Source organism: Dokdonella fugitiva (genome assembly GCF_014138265.1).
GTDB lineage: Bacteria > Pseudomonadota > Gammaproteobacteria > Xanthomonadales > Rhodanobacteraceae > Dokdonella_A > Dokdonella_A fugitiva_A.
Window position 1 is genome coordinate 414,779 of the sequence record NZ_JACGXL010000002.1, and the last position, 17,775, is coordinate 432,553.

Below are 17,775 nucleotides of genomic sequence, written 5' to 3' on the forward strand. Positions count from 1 at the left end.
CATGACCTCCCACGAGTACCGGTTCGGCGACTATCGCCTCGCTCCGGCGGCGCGCGAGCTGTGGTACGGCGAACAGCTCGTCGCACTGCCGCCGAAGTCGCTCGACTGCCTGATCTGGCTGGTCGAGCACCGCGAGCGTGCGGTCGGCCGCGACGAGCTCATCAGCGCGGTCTGGGGTCGCGTCGACGTCAGCGACGACGTGCTCGCGCAGACCCTGCTGCGCGCACGCCGCGCGGTCGGCGACACCGGCAACGAGCAGCGCGCGATCCGCACCGTGCCGCGCTTCGGCTACCGCTGGGTGCTCGCGGTCGAGGAGGTCGGCGCATCCGTCGCGCCGGCCGCGGAGGCGACGGTCGCGTCCGCGGTCGTGCCGCCAGCCGCGGCGCCCGAGCGCGCGCGCGTCGGCGCGCGCGTGCTCGTGGCCGTAGCGGTCGTCGTGTTCGCCGCGGTCGTGTTCGCGTTCGCCTGGAGCCGACGCGGCGCATCGGACGCGGCGCCGTCGGCCGTGGCGAACGTCGCGCGCGGCGAACGCGTCGTCATGGTACTGCCGGTCGACGTGCGCGGCGGTGACCGCGGTGCGGCGTGGGTGCGCCTCGGGGCGATGGACTTCCTCGCCGCGAACCTGCGCGGCGCGGGCCTCAAGGTATTGCCGAGCGAACAGACGCTGTTGCTCGCCAGCGGCAACTTCGATCCCGCCGATGCGGGCACGCTGCATCGCCTCGAGCTGTCGACCGGCGCGCGCTACATCGTCGCGCCGCAGGCGACCTGGGCCGATGACGCGTGGGCGGTCGTGCTCGACGTCTACCACGACGGCGGCGTGCTCAGTTACGAGGCGCGCGCGGACAACCCGCTCGACGCCTCGAGCCTCGCCCTCGCGCGCTTCGCCGCCGCGCTCGGCGTCACCGCCACGCCGGCGGCGCGCAGCGGCGCGGCGACCGAACTCGTGCAGCGCATGGACGCGGCGCTGCTCGCGGGCGACCTCGAGGAAGCGCATCGCCTCGCCGACACGACGCCGGCGAACCTTGCCGGCGATCCGGCGGTGCGCGTGCGCACGGGCCAGATCGCGTTCCGTGCCGGCCGCCTCGACGAGGCGACCGCGTTGCTGCAGCCGCTCGCCGACGATGCTGCAGTGGCCGCCGACCCGCGTGCGCAGGCGCAGATGGGGCTCGGTGCCGTCGCCGTGCGGCGCGGCGACTTCGACGCTGCCGAACGCGCCTACTCGGCGGCGATCACGATGCTCGCGAACGTCGCGGCCAACGCGGACCTGCTCGGCAGCGCCTACAGCGGCCGCGGCGTCGCGCACGGCGCGCGCGGCCACGCCGACGCCGCGCTCGCCGATTTCGCGCGCGCGCGCGTCGAGTTCGAGCGCGCCGGCGACCGCACCGGCGCGGCGACGGTGGAGGTCAACGCCGCGCTCGTCGAAGGCGGCCGCGGCCGCTACGACCAGGCCGATGCCGCGTTCGATCGCGCGATCGCGACGTTCAATCGCTTCGACGTGCGCGACAACCTCGCCGCCGCGCTGCTCGGCAAGGCGAACGCGCAACTCGCACTGCTCGACGACGCCGGCGCGCTGGCGAGCAGCGAGCGCGCGGTTAACCTCGCCGCGCAACTCGAGAATCCGCTGCTCAAGCGCCGCGTCGCCGCGGTGCGCGCGAGCGCGCTGATCACCGCCGGCGCGCTGGCGGCGGCCGAGCGCGTGCTCGACGAGAACGGCGGAGCCGCTGCGGGCGACCGCGAGTTCGAACAGTTGCGCGCGACGCTCGCATTCGAACGCGGCGACGGCGCGCAGGCGAGCGCTCGCGTCGCCAGCTTGCTCGATCGCGGCCGCGGCGACGCCGACCTCACCCTCTCCAACCTCGTGCTCGTCGCCGCCGAGGCGCTGCGCCGCGGTGGCGACACGGCGACGCTCGAGCGCGTGCTGCACGCATTGCAGACCGACGCGGACGCGAGCGGCGATCGCGATCGCGCGTTCGCGCTCGAACTCGGCGCCGCCGCGCTCGCCGTCGCGCACGGTTCGGTCGACGCGGCCACGCACTTCGACGCCGCGCTCGTCGCGGCCGACCGGCGCGGCTCGCCCGAGGCGGTCGCGCGCGTCGCGGTCGCCGCGCTCGCCTGGCGCCTGCAGCAGGCCGACCGTGCCGGGCTCGACGCCGCGGCGACGCTCGTCGGGCGCCTCGTCGCCTGGGACGAGCGCGACTATCGCTGCGCACGCGCGGCCGCCGCCTACTACCGCGCGATCGGCGACGGCGCCGCGGCGACCGCCGCGGAGGCCGCGCAACGACGCCTCGCCGGCGAACGCGATCCGCGCCTGCCGCTCTAGCCCGCCGGCCTCGTAAGCGTGCAAGCGTTTGAAGCAGGGCCGATTTCAGCCGCCTGTCAGGCGCCTTTGAGGCGACCGTCAGCGCATCGCCAGCCGCCGCTCAAGCGCCCACGCCGGCACGGGCGGATGCTGGCCGCATGTTCCGAATCCTGCCGTCGCTGCTCTACCTGCTCGCCGCCTCCAGCGCGGCCGCCGGCGAGTTCCATGCGCTCGCCTTGCCGGGCAGCCAGCTCGCCGCGCTGTCGGCGGACGGCCGCGCCGCCGCGGGCGGCGTGATCGGTGGTGCCAGCGGCGGCTTCCGCTGGCGCGAAGGCGAGGCACCGGTGCTGCTCGACCGCGCCGTCTCCGTACGTGCGATCTCCGCGTCCGGTCGCTACGTCGCCGGCTCCTCGCTCGACGCGCAGCAGCGCGAAGTCGCGACCTGGTGGGATGCCGACGGCCGCATGCATGCGCTCGACGGCCTGCCGGGCGCCGAAGCCGCCGCGGGTGTGCTCAGCGTGGCCTGGGGCATCGACGACGAACCGCAACTGGTCGGTATCGGCGCGAGCGCTGCGGGCACCGTCGCCGTGCGCTGGAGCGCGGCGTCGGGATGGCAGGTGCTCGACGCCGCGCCGAGCGCGGCGATCGGCATCAGCGACGACGGTCGCCGCGTGTACGGCTGGAGCGGCCAGGCCGCGACGCGCCACGGCGTGCTGTGGACCGACGCGCGCGTGTGCTGCACGACGGCGGCGGCGCGCCTGCACGACGACGAACTCGTCGGCGCGAACCGCGCGGCGACGATCCTGCTCGGCACCAGCGGCAACGACGTGCACGGCCACGCCACGTACCGCTGGACGCCGCCGGCGAGCGTCGTCGCGCGCCTGGCGCCGGCGACGCGCTTCAGCGCGAGCAGCGACGACGGCAGCGTGCTGGCGGGTGTCGCCGGCAGCGGTGCGCAGCGCGTCGCGATGATCCGCACCCGCGACGGCGGGATCGCGCGCTTGCGCGACGTACTCGCCGCGCGCGCGATCGACGTGCCGCCCGGCTGGACCTTGCTCGCCGCTACCGCGGTGAGCGCCGACGGCGGCCGCATCGGCGGCTTTGGCCTCGTCGACGGACGCTTCGATTCCTTCATCGTCGACCTCGGTGTCATCGCGACGCCCGGGTCACTTCCACCGACGGCGCGCTAGCGCCACCATGCCACCTGGAGACATCGCCATGAAGTGCAGGTTCCTTCTTCCGCTCCGCGTCGCGTCGCTGGCGCTCGCGGCTTCGTTCGCGACCGCGGCGCACGCGCAGTGGTCGTCCGACGCGGCGAACAACCTCGTCGTCGGCGACGCCACGGGCGGCACGACGCAGCCGAAGATCGTCGCCGCGCCGGACGGCGGCTTCTACGTGAGCTGGTTCGGCAACGGCGCCGACGGCTACGACATCCGCCTGCAGCGCCTCGACGCGGGCGGCCACGAGCTGTGGGCGCACGACGGCGTGCTCGTCGCCGACCGCGGCTACAGCTTCACCTACGACTATGGCCTCGCCGTCGATACCGCCGGCAACGCCTACGTGTCGTTCAACTGCTGCACGAACAACTCGACCGACGAACACATCGTCGTGAGCAAGGTGCTCGCCGACGGTTCGCTCGCGTGGGGCGCGGCCGGCCTCACCGTGTCGGCGCCGGCGTCGACCGAAGCGGTCTACAACGCCTACGTCACCGGAACGAGCGACGGCGACGTCGTCGTCGCCTGGTCGGCCGACGGCGGCGTGCGTGCGCAGAAGCTCGATCCCGCAGGCACGGCGCTGTGGGCCGCGAACGGCGTGCTGCTGAACCAGCCGAGCGGGTTCAAGCTGCTCGGTGGCGTGCAGCCCGGCCTCGGCGGCGACGCGATCGCGTCGTGGTCGAACCAGTCCGGCTCGACGCGCATCCTGCGCGCGCAGAAGCTCGCTTCCGCCGACGGTGCTGCGCTGTGGGGCAGCGGCACCGCGGTGCGCGTGTTCGGCGCGGGCAACCTGCAGGCGGGTTACTACCCGCCGTTCATCGCCGACGGCGCCGGCGGCGGCGTGTTCTGGGACTACGACGCGATCGGCCTCGTGCAGAACGCGCGCGTGCAGCACCTCGACGCGAGCGGCAACCTGCTGCTAGGCGCCAACGGCGTGCTCGCGACGACCGACACGGCGAACTCGCACCTCGGCACCGTCGCGAGCTGGGATGCCGCGAGCGGCAGCATCTACGTGGTGTGGAACGACTACCTCAATTCCGGCGGCAGCGACTACGACGGCGTCTCGGCGCAGCGCATCGACAGCAGCGGCGCACGCATGTGGGGCGACACCGGCAAGGTGCTCGTGCCGCTCACCGATTCGACCGACGGCACCCACGTGATCTCGCAGCTGACCGCGCTGCCGACGCCCGACGGCGTGCTCGCGGGCTGGGTCACCGGTGCGATCCCGGCCGCGGACCAGCCGCTCACGGTCGCGCGCCTCGACGCCGCCGGCGACTACGTCTGGGCCGCGCAGACGACCGCAGTGAAGACGCAGCGCTACACCGGGCGCATGACCGGCACGATCGGCAGCGACGGTTTCGCGGTGTACGCCTGGCAGGACGGCGGCAACGGCGACGACGCGACGATCCGCGCGCAGAACCTCAACCTCGACGGCACGCTCGGCACGCCGGTGGCGACCTACACGATCGGCGGCAGCGTCAGCGGCCTCGTAGGCAGCGGCCTCGTGCTGCAGCTCGACGGCGCGAACGACCTCCCGGTCAGCGCCGATGGCGGCTTCACCTTCGCAGCGCCGCTCGCCGATGGCAGCGCGTACACGGTCAGCGTGCTTGCCCAGCCGGGCAATCCGGCGCAGACGTGCAGCATCGCCAATGGCAGCGGCACGCTCGCGGGCGCGAACGTAACGAACGTCGAGGTGAACTGCGTCACCGACGCGAACGACGTGATCTTCGCCGACGGCTTCGACGGGACGTGAGCCTTCGCTGATGCGCAGGCAGGGGGCGTGCACCGCCCCTGCCTGGAAGCGCTCGTTCCCTGCCGTCGACGTCGCCGCCCGTCTTCGCGCAGGCGGGTTCCGACGCGGCGCCGCGCGCCCGTCGCCGCCATCGTCGTCCTCCCTCGGCGATGGCGGATCTTCCCGCCGCGGCATCGGCGCCTTCGCACGCGCTTCGCCGTGCTGCACTGCGCCGATTGCCCGATCGCGTTGCGGCTATGATCGACGCTTCCGCCCAGGGGAATGCCGCATGAGCCTGCTCGCGCAACTGACGCGTCACAAGCCGATCGAACAACTGCAGGCCGAACTCGGCTCGCGCCGCGACTTCCGCCGCGTGCTCGGCGTCTGGCAGCTCACCGCGATCGGCCTCGGCGGCATCATCGGCGTCGGCATCTTCGTGCTCGCGGGGCAGCAGGCCGCGGTGAATGCGGGCCCGGCGGTCGCGCTGTCGTTCATCATCGCGGGCATCGCGAGCGCGGCGGCTGCGCTCTGCTACGCCGAGTTCGCCGGCCTGATCCCGGTCACCGGCAGCGCCTACACCTACAGCTACGCGACGCTCGGCGAACTCGTCGCCTGGCTGATCGGCTGGGACCTGCTCCTCGAGTACGCGCTCATCGTCGCCGCCGTCGCGAGCGGCTGGTCCGGCTACGTGCTCAACCTGTTCGACGCGTTCGGCGTGCACCTGCCCGAGGCGTTGCGGGGCGCGCCGCATTCGGGCGACGGGCGCGTGTTCAACCTCATCGCCGCGCTCGTCGCGATGGCGGTCGCGGTGCTGCTGACGATGCGCACGGAATGGGGCGCGCGCGCGAACACGCTGATCGTCGCGATCAAGGTGGTCGCGGTCGTGATCGTGATCGGTGTCGGCATGTTCCACGTCGACCCCGCCAACTGGCACCCGTTCGTGCCCGAACGCGTCGTCGGCGCCGACGGCGTCGGCCACTACGGCTGGCAGGGCGTCGTCACCGCGGCCGCGGTCGTCTTCTTCGCGGTGTTCGGCTACGACACGCTGACCACCGCTGCGGAGGAGGCGAAGGATCCGCAGCGCGACCTGCCGCGCGCGATCCTGCTCTCGCTCGGCGTGTCGATGGCGCTGTACATCACGATCACGCTCGTGCTGACCGGCATGGTGTCGTACACGCAGCTCGGCAACGACGCGCCGGTCGCGCACGCGTTCCAGGCGCTCGGGATGAAGTGGATCGGCGCGGCGATCTCGGCGACCGCAGTCGCGAGCATCCTCAGCGTGATCTTCGCGTTCATGCTCGCCGCGGCGCGCATCTGGTTCGCGCTGTCGCGCGACGGCCTGTTGCCGGGCTGGTTCGCCAAGGTGCATCCGAGCTACGGCACGCCGCACCGGCCGACGCTCGCGCTCGGCCTTTTCACCGCGATCGTCGCCGGCCTGTTCCCGCTCGGCGAGGTCGCCAAGCTCGTCAACATCGGCGTGCTGTCCGCGTTCATCGTGATCTGCAGCGCGGTGCTCATCCTGCGTCGGCGCAAGCCGGACCTGCCGCGCGCGTTCCGCACGCCGTGGGTGCCGGTGGTGCCCGTGGTCGGCATCGTGTTCTCGCTGTGGCTGCTGTCCGAACTCGCGGCGATCACCTGGGCCGTGTTCGTCGGCTGGGTCGCGCTCGGCCTGGTCATCTACTTCGCCTACGGCATCCGCCACAGCCGCCTCGCACCGCCGCGCTGACGCGCGGTACACTCGTATACGCGCCGGCAACCTCGCCGGCGCGGGAGCGCGCCATGCCCGGTCCGATCCGCGAGTACCCGCTCGACCGTTGCGACCTGTTCCTCGCGCGCTGCAAGAGTCGCAGCAAGGCGATCAAGGTGTTCGCGACCGGCGATTCGTGGCTCGCCGCGCCGGGCGGCTGGTGGCGCGGTTCGTCGGTGGTCAACCTGCTCAACGACGACGACTGGGTGCGCTCGATCGATCCCGCGCATCCGGGGTTCAACGTGCTGTCGATCGCCAAGGTCGGCTTCGAGATGAAGCAGATGCCCGGCGACCACGATCTCGTCGCGCTCGACTACGTGCGCAGCGAGTTCGCGCGGCAGCAGCGGCCGTTCGCGTTCGACGCGTTCATGGTCAGCGGCGGCGGCAACGACTTCATCCCGAAGATCCAGACCTACGTCGGCGGTGGCGACGGCGACGCGCGCATCGACGACGCCGCGCTCGACGCGATCTTCGAGCAGGTGGCGAACCGCTGGAGCGCACTGCTCGCGCGCCTCGTGCCCGGCGGCGCGCCGGTGCTCACGAACGGCTACGGCCCGATCATCCCGACGCTCGAGCCGGGCTCGACCTGGCTGCCGCTGCTCGGCATCGGTCCGTGGGTCGGGCCGTGGCTGCTGCAGCATTGCGGGCTCGACGCGGTGCACGCGCGCGCGATCGTCGACGAGGTCATGAACCGCTTCAACGCGCGCGTGTCCGCGCTGCCCGGTGTCGCCTATTTCGACCTGCGCCCGGTCGTCGCGGCGATGCCGGCGTCGTTCTGGCACGACGAGATCCATTTCACCGCGGCAGGCTGGGAACGCGTCGCGCAGCGCTGGATGGAGGAACTCGATGCGCGCGTCGGGCGCACGCCGCAGGTCGGCGCGGCGAGCCTGCGTGGCCTGCGCATGCCGGCGCTCGCGGGCGCGGGCGCGGCGAAGAAGGCGGCCGCGTCGCGCAAGGCCGCGGCGAAGCCCGCGCGTGGTCGCGGCCGTCGGCCGCGCTGAGTCGTCGCGATGGCGCCCGCAACGCGGATGTGCTGCACTGGTGCACCATCCCGTCGGCCGGAGTCGCCTCGATGTCGTCGTCGTTCCTTTCCCTGCGCCTGATCGCCGCTGGCGTCGCGATCTGCCTCGGCAGTGCCGCGTGCGCGCCCGCGACGCCGCGCGCGAGTGTCGCCGGCACCGCGATCGACGTGCCCGTGATCCACCATCCCGACGGCGAGACGCCCGACTGGTGGTTCCGCGCGGGCGCTGCCGCCGCGCACGCGAACCTGCCGCAGCGCGCGCACGCGAAGAACGTGATCGTGTTCCTCGGCGACGGCATGAGCATCCCGACGATCACCGCCGCGCGCATCCTCGACGGCCAGCGCAAGGGCGGCTCGGGCGAGGAGAATCGGCTGTCGTTCGAGCGCTTCCCGGCGAGCGCGCTGAGCAAGACCTACGAGACCGACCACCAGACGCCCGACTCGGCCGGCACGATGACCGCGATCATGAGCGGCGTGAAGACGCGCTTCGGCGTGATCGGCGTCGACCAGCGCGCGACGCGCGGCGACTGCGCCTCCGGCAAGGGCACCGAAGTCGTCAGCGCGCTGGAACTCGCCGCCGCGGCCGGGCTCGCGACCGGCGTCGTCACGACCACGCGCATCACGCACGCGACGCCCGCGGCGACCTACGGCCACCTGCCCGAGCGCAACTGGGAAGTCGATGCCGAGATGTCGGACAAGGATCGTGCCGCCGGCTGCACCGACTTCGCGCAGCAGCTCGTCGACTTCCGCATCGGCGACGGCATCACGGTCGCATTCGGCGGCGGCCGCACCGAATTCATGCCGGCGAGCCAGCAGGATCCGGAGTACGCGGGCTTCCCGGGCAAGCGCCTCGACGGCCGCGACCTCGTCGCCGACTGGAAGAAGCAGCCGGGCGCCGCCTACGTCTGGAACACGCAGCAGCTCGATGCACTCGACCTCGCGAACACCCGTCGCGTGCTCGGCCTGTTCGACGTCGAGCACCTCAAGTACGAAAACGAGCGCGCACGCGATCCGGCCGGCGAGCCGAGCCTGTCGGAGATGACGCGCGCCGCGCTGACGGTGTTGCAGAGGCGTCCGAATGGGTACTTCCTCATGGTCGAGGGCGGGCGCATCGACCACGGCAGCCACGCCGGCAACGCGTTCCGCGCGCTCAACGAGACGATCGAGTTCGCGCACGCGGTCGCGGTCGCGAACGAGATGACGTCGGCCGACGACACGCTCATCCTCGTCACCGCCGACCACAGCCACACGCTCACGTTCGTCGGCTATCCCGCGCGCGGCAATCCGATCCTCGGCAAGGTGCGCGGTTCGAGCGGCGAAGGCACGCCGACGAAGGACTACGCGCGCGACGCGACCGGCCTGCCGTACACGACGCTGCAGTACGCGAACGGCCCGGGCTACCCGGGCGCGAGCGAGCGCCAAGCCGAAGGCCCGAAGCGTTACCCGCACGACCCGACCGGCTACCAGCGCACGGAACACGGGCGGCCCAACCTCGAGCACGTCGACACCGAGGCCGAGGACTACGAGCAGGAAGCGATGGTCCCGCTCGGTGCGGAGACGCACGGCGGCGACGACGTCGCCGTGTACGCGCGCGGCCCCGGCTCGGCCGCGGTGCACGGTTCGATGGAGGAGAACGCGCTGTTCCACGTGATCGCGCAGAACGCGGACGCGATCCGCGCCGAGCTGTGCAGGCTCGGCAGCTGCGATGCGAACGGCGTGCCGGTGAAGCGGCCGACGCGCGAGCAGTTGCTCGCGGCCACCAAGGCGCCCTAGGCGTTTTTCCCGCGCGGCATGCGACGCATGTGCCGGCCGCGCCGTGCGCGTCCGGCCTGCGTGCAGAGCGCGGCGACACCGCGATCGCTTCAGCCGTCGAAGCCGTCGTCGAAGATCGCGTCGGCGTCGATCGGCGTCGCGATGAAGCTGCCGACGTCGAAGTCGCCGACGCGGCCGAGGCCGACGACGACGCCATGGTCATTGATCGCGGCGGCCTTGAGCAGGTACGGGAAGCCCGCGTCGCCGTCGCATTGCTCGAGCAGGTCGTAGGCGACGCCACCGGCGTAGACGAACGCCTTGAAGGTCAGGGTCGCGAAATCCTGCGCGCGCCCGACGATCGTGCCGTCCGCGTTGATGCCGTAGGCGGCGCCGTTCGGCAGGCCGAGCAGCGCGCCGGGGATCGCCGTCGCCACGCCGCCCTGGAACACCACCGGCACCGCATGGCCGTCGCCCGCGACGTCCATCTCGCCGACCGCGGTGCCGGCTTCGTCGATGCCGTGCGCCATGCTCGCGACGTCGTCGACGCCCGCCGCGATCGCGTCGATGCCCGCGGTGCCGAACGTGCCGGTGGTCGCATGCGAAACCGCGAAGATCGGATTCCAGCCGCCGACGATCGTGCCGGCGTCGTTGATCGCGGACCAGTACGCCTGCGTGTCCGGCCCGTGCGCCGGCACGCCGTCGTCGACGAGGCCGCCGCCGGCGCTCCAGCTGAACGCGCGGAACGCGCCCTCCTGCGAGGCGAGGCCGACGACGACACCGTTGTTGTTGATGTCGGCCGGGTTGAGCTTGTACGCCTGGTCGTCGCCGATCACGACGTAGTCGCCGGGATGCGCCGCGTCCCACAGCAGCGCGGTCGTCTGCGCGCCGTCTTCGGTGATCGTCGAGGCATAGCCGACGATCTGGCCGAGATCGTTGATCGCGGCCGCGGTCGCCTCGTCGCGGCCGGCTGGACGCGGCAACGTGATCGCCTGCTGTCCGTCGAACAGGAACGCCTGGTTGGCGAAGTTCGCGTCGATGTAGTAGCCGACCGCCTGGCCCGCGTCGTTGACGTCGGCGACGTAGACACCGTTCGAATCCGGGATCGTGATCGCGGCGAGGTGGTAGTGCGGCGCGGGTGCGCCCGCGATCGCGGCGGCGGCGGGCAGGACTGCGAGGAGCAGGGACGGGAAACGGCGCAGGTGCATGGAGGCCTCGAGCTAGGTGTCGCCGCGCGGGTCGCGGACCGCACGAGCCTGCCGCGGCGCGCGCAGGCGCGCGTTCGGATCGGATGCGAATCGCGTTCGGATCGTGTTCCGGCCGCGGATTCAGCCGGGCGGCACGCCGAGCACGCGCGGGATCGCGCGCTCGCCGGCGAGCCGGCGAGTGGCGTCGAGGGCGGCCTGCCACGCTTCGCGCCGCCCCTGCGCGCGGGCGAGCGCGAGCTGCACGAGCGCCGCGTCGTAGTCGTGATCGGCCCACAGCGCCACCTGGTTCGCGATCACGGCCGCCTCGGCGACGCGCCCGCGCGCGAGGAGGTGGTCGACGTAGTCCTGCGCGACACGCAGGATCGTCAGCGGCACGCCCTGCGCCTGGGCGAGCGCGAACGCCGCGGCGAACGCGTGCGCGGCCTCGTCGTCGCGCCGTTCCGCCCAGGCGCGGTTGGCGGCCGCGAGCAGGCGGATCGGCGTGCGCGCGTTGGCCGGCCGGTCCCCGCCTGGGTCGGCTGCACCCGGACTCGCGCGCGCATGGCCCGTCGCGCGCTCGATGCGCGCGCGCAGCAGTTCGACGTCGGCGCGGATGAGGTCGCTGTCGGCCGAGGCGAGGGCGCCGGCGGGCACGGGTGCGAGTTCGGCGAGCGCGCCGTCGCCGTCGCCGCGGCGCCAGGCGAGCTCGGCGCGCAGCAGGCGGATGCGCTCGTTCTCGGCGGCGTCGGCCGGCCGGCCGTCGTTGGCGGGGTCGTCGAGCAGCGCGCCGGCTTCGTTGTGGCGGCCCTGCTGCAGCAGCTGTTCGGTGCGATACAGGCGCATCGAAAGGCGCGAATAGCGGCTCGGCACGCGCGCGCGCTGCGCCCACGACGCGTCCATCGCTTCCCACGCGCGCGCGTCGTCGAGCTGCGCGCGCCGCGCTTCGAACAACAGCTGCAGTTCGCCGATGCGTTCCTGCACGAGGCCGAGCGCTTCGAAGCGTGCGATCGCCGCGGTGAGATAGGGCTCGGCCTGCGCCGGATGGGCGCGCAGCAGTTCCATCGCGCCGATGTTGCCGTCGACGCGCGCGACACCGCCTTCGTCACCGGCGCGCTGGAACGCGTCGCGCGCGATGCCGTAGTCGAGCAGCGCCGCGGGATAGTCCTCGAGCGACGTGCGGCTGACCGCGCGCCCGTTGTGCAGGCGACCGCGCAGTTGCGGCTCGGGTGCGTCGCCGAGCAGGTCGATGCCTTCGCCGAACCAGTGCCCGGCGTCGGCGTACTCGCCCGAACGCACAGCAATCAGGCCGCGTGCAGCCAGCAGTTGTGCGCGGAACACGCGATCCGTCGTCGTCGCGGGGAGCAGTTCCTCGAGCGTGCGCCTTGCCTCGTCGAGGCGACCGGCGCGGATGTCGACTTCGGCCAGCTGCTGGCGCAGGCGCGGCGTGTCGTGCGCGAGCCGTGCGTCGCCGAGCAGGATCGAGCGCGCCGTGTCGGGTTCGTTCGCGAGCAGCGCGGCCTGCGCACGTTGCAGCGTTTCGCCGACCGAGTCGGCGTCCGCGGCGTCCGCCGGCATGCGGCCGAGCGCCGCGGCGAGGCGGTCGGCCGCTCCGCGCACGGCCGCGATCGCGCCGGCATCGTCGCATGCCACGGAAAGCGGCGGCGCGTCGCCCTCGCGCGTCGCGCGCACGCGCGCGAACCAGCGGCCGTCGCGCTGCCGGACCTCGCCTTCGACGAGCGTCGCCGTGGGCGCGATGCGACGCAGCGAGGCCGCCGCATCGCCGTCGCCTTCGCCGAGCGCGCGCAACTGGCCGACGGTCAGTTCGCTCGGCTGCACGACCAGGCCGCTGCGCCGCAGCCGATCGGCGACGAGGTCCATGCCGCCGAGGCGCAGCCAGCGGTCGTCGCCATCGCCGGTGGCGAGCGGGAGTACGACGACGCGCGCGATCGATGCATCGCCGCGCGCCTGTTCGCCGGAGCGATGCCACAGCCACGCGGCGGTTGCCGCGAGCAGGATCGCGAACATCAGCGCGAGCCCGACCCGTCGTGCCCGCCGCGGTTCGCGCACCGGCGGGGGCGGCGCGACCGCCGCGTCGCGGTCGCGCGGCGGCGCCGGCGCGGGGGGTGCCGAGGCGACCTCGACCGCCGCGGTCGGCGCGACCCACTGGTAGCCGAATCCCGCCACCGTGCGGATCGCCCATTGCGTCTGGCCGTCGTCGTCGAGGGCGCGCCGGCATTGCACGACGAGCTGGCCGAGTTGCACGTCCGTCGCGGCGCCGTGGCGCCAGAGCGCGCGGATGAGCTCGTCGCGATCGACCGCGCGCTCGCGTCGTTCGACCAGCATGAGCAGGCAGGTGAACGCACGCGAAGGCAGTGCGATGCGCGTGCCGTCCTTGCGCAGTTCGCGCGTCGACGCATCGAGCGTGAACGCGCCGAAGTGATACGCGGTCATGCGCGCGCCGGCATGCACTCGAGCGCGGCGACCGAACGCATCAGCCGAGGCGACAGGTACGCGTGCGAGCCGCACGCGATGAGTCCGGCAGCCGCGAACCGCGTGCGGTACCAGGTGGGCGAACGGGCGATGAAGCCGCGCGTGTCGCCGCCCGGGTCGTCGCGCGCGGTGAACACCTCGATGAAGGCGAGCCCTTCGAGCAGGTCGGCGAAGCCCGACAGTCCGCGCGCGACCTCGCGCGCGGGCACGTAGTGCAGCATGTCGCTGCAGACGACGAGATCGAAGCGTTCGTCGAAACGCAGCTCGGCGAGCTGGCCGAACGTGGCGAGGCCGACGTTGCGCGAGCGGCCGTAGCGCGCGACCGCGTACTCGCTCGAGTCGAGGCCGCGGTAGGCGAGTTTCGGCCGCAGCCGCAGCAGCGGCGCGCGCCACGCGGCTTCGCCGCAGCCGACGTCGAGCACGTTGCGCAGCGGCCGCGCGAGGTAGTACTCGGCGAGGTGCACGACCATCGCGACCTTGCGCGCGAGCTCGGCGCGCGAGCCGACGCGGTGCATGCTGCTGCGGTACCACTTGTCGAAGTAGGCGCGGTCGTACGTTTTGTTCATCGTGGGTGGCGCCGCGGGCAGGGAAGCGCCCATGGTAAGCGACGCGCGCGCGCCGGCCGAGCGGAGGTGGATAATCGAGCGGGACGCCGGGAGGGGCGATGGGCAAGCAACGGGCGGGGAAGCGCACGGCCACGGTCGCACCGGCGTCGCCAGCGGATCCACCGGCGAGCGGCTGGCGCGCGTTCGTACTCGGCAACGCGGTCGGCCTCGCGGTCAGTCCGCTGATCCGCTTGATCGCCGCGTTCCCGCTCGGCTTCGCGATCGTGCTGCTCAGCACCGGTTGGCTGGTCGGGCCCGCGCGCCTCGTCGACGCCTGGCAGTACCGCAGCTACACCGCCGCGGCGCAGGGCCGCATCGTCGACAGCTGGCTCGCGATCGATTTCGACGCCGCCGCACAGGGCGATCGCGGCAACTGGGCCGGGCCTGCGCGTGCGACGCACTGCGCGGTGGTCGCCTACGACGGCGAATGGGGCGATCCGCTGCGACGCGCCTACTGTGGCAACCGCCTGAACGTGCACGGCGAGGAGACCTTGCCGATGCTCGTCGACGACGTGACGATGGCACCCGGCGTGCCGTTCGCGATGCCGCGCGACGCGCACGGGTTCAGCGTGCCGACAATCCGCATCGGCGACACCGAGAGCGCCTGGCTGAAGGCGCATCCGCCGTTCAGCGGCTTCGACGCACGCGCGTCGCACACCGCGTGGGACGCCTTGCGCCGGCGCCTCGACCGTCCGCTCGATGCCGCGCTCGCGGGCTGGGGCACGTCGCCGCCGGCGTTCCCGCTCGCACTCGATCCACGCGATCCCGGCGCCGCGATGCCGGCCGCGTTCGTCGCCGCGAAGCGCAGTCCCGGCAATGCGGGCGCGTGGCTCGCGGGCGCGCTGCTGCTCGCGGCCGGCATCTGGCTCTGGCTACGCGGCATGAACGTGCTGATTGGCGGCCTGCCGCACGCGGCGATGCTGTTCGCGGCGATCGGGCCGTTGCTGCTGCTGCCGTGGTGGGGCGAGCGCATGCCGCGCGCGCTCGCGCACGTGCAACCGCAGATCGCCGAAATCATCGGCGACATGCTCGCCGACATCGACGTCACCGGACGCCTCGTCGCCTCGTCGCCGGCCGCGGCGCAACTCGCGCACGGCGGCGAACGCCTCGTCTGGCGCGTCGGCGAAGGCGCCTACGCCGACACGCTCGGCCCCGTCGACTGGGGATCGCCGCCGGCGCTCCCCGCCGACGCGACGAAGGCGCTCGCGGCGCTCGTCGCGCGCGTCTCCGCACACGTCGCCGCCCTCGCACCGGAGCAACGCGAGGCGCTCTTCGCTCGGCTGCGCGACGACAAGGACGCCGGCCGCTATGGCGGCGGCCTGCTGTTCGTCCCGGCCGCGGCCGACCTCGCCTGGGACGACGCGCACGGCGCGGACGAGCGGCGCGCCGCGGCGCGTTTCCTCGACGCCTGGGTCACCTCGCCGGTCGAGACGCCGTCGCCGACCGATGCCGGCTTCGCCGCGCGCGTCGAACTGTTCCGCCGCCTCGCCGAGGTGCCCGACGCGGCGATCGCGAACCGCGCGCGGGCGATCGCCGACGACGCGCAGCCGCACTGAACCGTCAATCGCGCTCGAACGCGGCGAGCTCGTCGAGCGCCGCCTGCGCGCGGCGGATGCTGCCACCCGCCGCGGAGTCGTCGAGCTTGCGCCCGAACGCGGCGCGTTCGGGCCGGTTCGCCCAGCGGTGGAACCACCACGTCCCGAGCAGGCCGATCGCGCCGATGGCGAGCTGGATCGCGACGACCCAGGGCGCGTCCGCGAGCATGCGGCCGTCGCCGAGCACGATCAGCAACGGCACGTAGATGAACCACCACGGCAGGCCGACGATCATGCCGCCGATCACGTAGGCACGGCGCAGCGCGAGCAGCTGGCGCTGGATCGCGAGCACGGGCGCGGCGTAGTCGATCGCGGCGATGCGTGCCTCGACGACCGCGCCGACGATGACGAGGCCGAGGCAGTACGCGTGCAGCACGAGGCCGCACGCGAGCAATGCGGGTTCGTGCAGATGGCGGACCCAGTACGGCGCGAACACGAGCATGCCGGCCGCGCCGATGAGGATCTGCAGCGCCTGGCCCCAGGCGAGCGGGCGCAGGCCGCGCCGCGCGTTGTCGGTGCGGCTGTTCTTGAGCAACTGGAAGCCGAGCGCGTTCTGCTGCTGCAGGCGGCGGTCGAGGGTCTGCCAGGCGTGCTTGAGGTCGTCGAGTTCCATGGTCGTTTCCATCTCATTCACCGAGTTCGTTGCGGATGCGCGTCTTCAGGCGGCCGATCTTGGTCGCCACGTTGGTTTCGCTGAGGCCGAGGATCTCGCCGATCTCGCGCTGGCTGCGCTCGTCGAGGTAGAGCAGCATGAGCGCGCGATTGAGCGGATCGAGGCGCTCGATGCAGGCGTACAGCGCGCGGATGCCGTCGTCGGACTCGCGCGCGGCGTCGGCGTCGTGGCTCGGCTCGACGCCGGCCTCGTCGAGCGGCAGGTGCTGGCGATCGCCGGCCGAGCGCGCGTGCGAGATCGCGACGTTGAGCGCGACGCGGTACATCCAGGTCGAGAACGGCCGGCCGCGGTCCCACGCCGGCAACGCCTTCCACAGCTGCGCCGCGATCTCCTGCGCGAGGTCGCGCCGGTCCTCCGTGTCGCGGCAATACGCGTGCGCGATCTTCAGCACGATGCCGCGATGGCGCTCGAGCAACTGCTCGAACTGCTCGCGCTGCGCCGCCGTCGTCATGGTCGCCCCTGCAAAGTCCACCCCGGCCTCCGATCCTGCCTCATGCACGGGTGATACGCGTGGGGGCGGCGGATATCACACGCTGCCGAGGGACGGTCCGGCCCGCGCGGGGCCCGGGTGGCGTAGTCGACTAGACTGCGCACCATCGGACGACAGGAGCCAGGAATGAAGCAACAGGCCCGACGCGCGCTCGTCACCGGCGGCAGCGGCGACATCGGCGGCGCGATCGCGCGCGCGCTCGCCGCGGAGGGCTGCGACGTGCTCGTGCATGCGCATGCCGGACTCGAGCGCGCGCAGGCAGTGGCCGGGGCGATCGTTGCGGCCGGTGGCCGTGCCCGCGCGCTCGCGTTCGACCTCACCGACGGCGAGGCGGCGCGGGGCGTGCTCGAAGCCGAGCTCGCGCACGGGCCGATCCCGATCGTCGTGCACAACGCCGGCATCCACGACGACGCGCCGCTCGCGGGCATGCGCGAGGAGCAGTGGCGGCGCGTCATCGACGTGTCCCTGCACGGTTTCTTCCACGTCGTGCAGCCGCTGCTGCTGCCGATGGCGCGCACGCGCTGGGGGCGCATCGTCTCGCTGTCGTCGGTCGCCGCGGTGCTCGGCAATCGCGGCCAGGCCAACTACGCCGCAGCGAAGGCCGCGCTGCACGGCGCGACGCGGTCGCTCGCGCGCGAGATGGCTTCGCGCGGGATCACCGCGAACGTGGTGGCGCCGGGCGTCATCGCCGGGCGCATGGTCGGCGACGCGTTCGACGAGGCGCAGCTCAAGGCGATCGTGCCGGCCGGGCGTGCGGGGACGCCGGACGAGGTCGCCGCGCTCGTGCGCTTCCTCTGCTCCGACGCGGCCGGCTACGTCAACGGCCAGGTCATCGGCGTCAACGGCGGCATGGGCTGACGGTGGTTTCGTCGCCGCCGCTGCCGCGGTCCGCGCTGACGGGAGTGCCTGGAGCGCGAAAATGTGACGGCGTTCGCCTTGTGCGTGCCGCATGCATCGCGGCACCTCGCGCCGG

Annotated in this window: 13 protein-coding genes; 8 read left to right on the forward strand and 5 right to left on the reverse strand. The window is 73.1% G+C overall.

Annotated elements, in window-relative coordinates:
- The first annotated feature begins 1 nt into the window (after nt 1).
- From FHW12_RS08000 to FHW12_RS08025, 6 genes are all read left to right on the forward strand, one after another.
- On the forward strand, nt 2-2,320 hold the full coding sequence (locus tag FHW12_RS08000) for a winged helix-turn-helix domain-containing protein (RefSeq protein WP_182530484.1): 2,319 nt from the start codon (nt 2-4) through the stop codon (nt 2,318-2,320).
- A gap of 137 nt (nt 2,321-2,457) precedes the next feature.
- Entirely contained in the window at nt 2,458-3,489 is a 1,032-nt protein-coding gene (locus tag FHW12_RS08005) for a hypothetical protein (RefSeq protein WP_182530485.1), read from the forward strand.
- A gap of 28 nt (nt 3,490-3,517) precedes the next feature.
- A complete protein-coding gene (locus FHW12_RS08010) occupies nt 3,518-5,266 on the forward strand; it encodes a hypothetical protein (RefSeq protein ID WP_182530486.1) in 1,749 nt (582 codons plus the stop codon).
- A gap of 268 nt (nt 5,267-5,534) precedes the next feature.
- Complete coding sequence (locus FHW12_RS08015) at nt 5,535-6,971, forward strand: amino acid permease (protein ID WP_182530487.1); 1,437 nt, start codon at nt 5,535-5,537, stop codon at nt 6,969-6,971.
- A gap of 53 nt (nt 6,972-7,024) precedes the next feature.
- Nucleotides 7,025-7,993, forward strand: coding sequence for an SGNH/GDSL hydrolase family protein (locus FHW12_RS08020; protein ID WP_182530488.1), 969 nt, complete (start codon nt 7,025-7,027; stop codon nt 7,991-7,993).
- A 71-nt stretch (nt 7,994-8,064) separates the two neighbouring features.
- Nucleotides 8,065-9,786, forward strand: coding sequence for an alkaline phosphatase (locus tag FHW12_RS08025; RefSeq protein ID WP_182530489.1), 1,722 nt, complete (start codon nt 8,065-8,067; stop codon nt 9,784-9,786).
- 89 nt (nt 9,787-9,875) lie between these two features.
- Here FHW12_RS08025 and FHW12_RS08030 read toward each other — a convergent pair whose 3' ends face one another.
- The 3 genes from FHW12_RS08030 to FHW12_RS08040 all read right to left on the reverse strand — a co-directional run bounded on the left by FHW12_RS08030 (nt 9,876) and on the right by FHW12_RS08040 (nt 14,005).
- Entirely contained in the window at nt 9,876-10,970 is a 1,095-nt protein-coding gene (locus FHW12_RS08030) for a hypothetical protein (RefSeq protein ID WP_182530490.1), read from the reverse strand.
- Nucleotides 10,971-11,090: 120 nt separating this feature from the next.
- Complete coding sequence (locus FHW12_RS08035; protein WP_182530491.1) at nt 11,091-13,400, reverse strand: winged helix-turn-helix domain-containing protein; 2,310 nt, start codon at nt 13,398-13,400, stop codon at nt 11,091-11,093.
- Entirely contained in the window at nt 13,397-14,005 is a 609-nt protein-coding gene (locus FHW12_RS08040; RefSeq protein ID WP_182530492.1) for a class I SAM-dependent DNA methyltransferase, read from the reverse strand. The genes FHW12_RS08035 and FHW12_RS08040 overlap by 4 nt, the downstream gene beginning before the upstream one ends.
- Before the next feature lie 98 nt (nt 14,006-14,103).
- On the opposite strand from FHW12_RS08040, the gene FHW12_RS08045 reads away from it, so the two are divergent.
- Entirely contained in the window at nt 14,104-15,600 is a 1,497-nt protein-coding gene (locus FHW12_RS08045) for a hypothetical protein (protein ID WP_182530493.1), read from the forward strand.
- Between the two features lie 4 nt (nt 15,601-15,604).
- On the opposite strand, the gene FHW12_RS08050 is transcribed toward FHW12_RS08045, so the two are convergent.
- Together FHW12_RS08050 and FHW12_RS08055 are read right to left on the reverse strand one after the other, a co-directional pair.
- Entirely contained in the window at nt 15,605-16,252 is a 648-nt protein-coding gene (locus FHW12_RS08050) for a serine/threonine protein kinase (RefSeq protein WP_220484369.1), read from the reverse strand.
- Between the two features lie 13 nt (nt 16,253-16,265).
- The gene (locus FHW12_RS08055; protein WP_182530495.1) at nt 16,266-16,763 is read right to left on the reverse strand and encodes an RNA polymerase sigma factor; all 498 of its coding nucleotides are present in this window, start codon (nt 16,761-16,763) and stop codon (nt 16,266-16,268) included.
- Between the two features lie 165 nt (nt 16,764-16,928).
- Here FHW12_RS08055 and fabG point away from each other — a divergent pair, with 165 nt between their 5' ends.
- Nucleotides 16,929-17,660, forward strand: coding sequence for a 3-oxoacyl-ACP reductase FabG (gene fabG, locus FHW12_RS08060; RefSeq protein WP_182530496.1), 732 nt, complete (start codon nt 16,929-16,931; stop codon nt 17,658-17,660).
- Nucleotides 17,661-17,775: the final 115 nt, after the last annotated feature.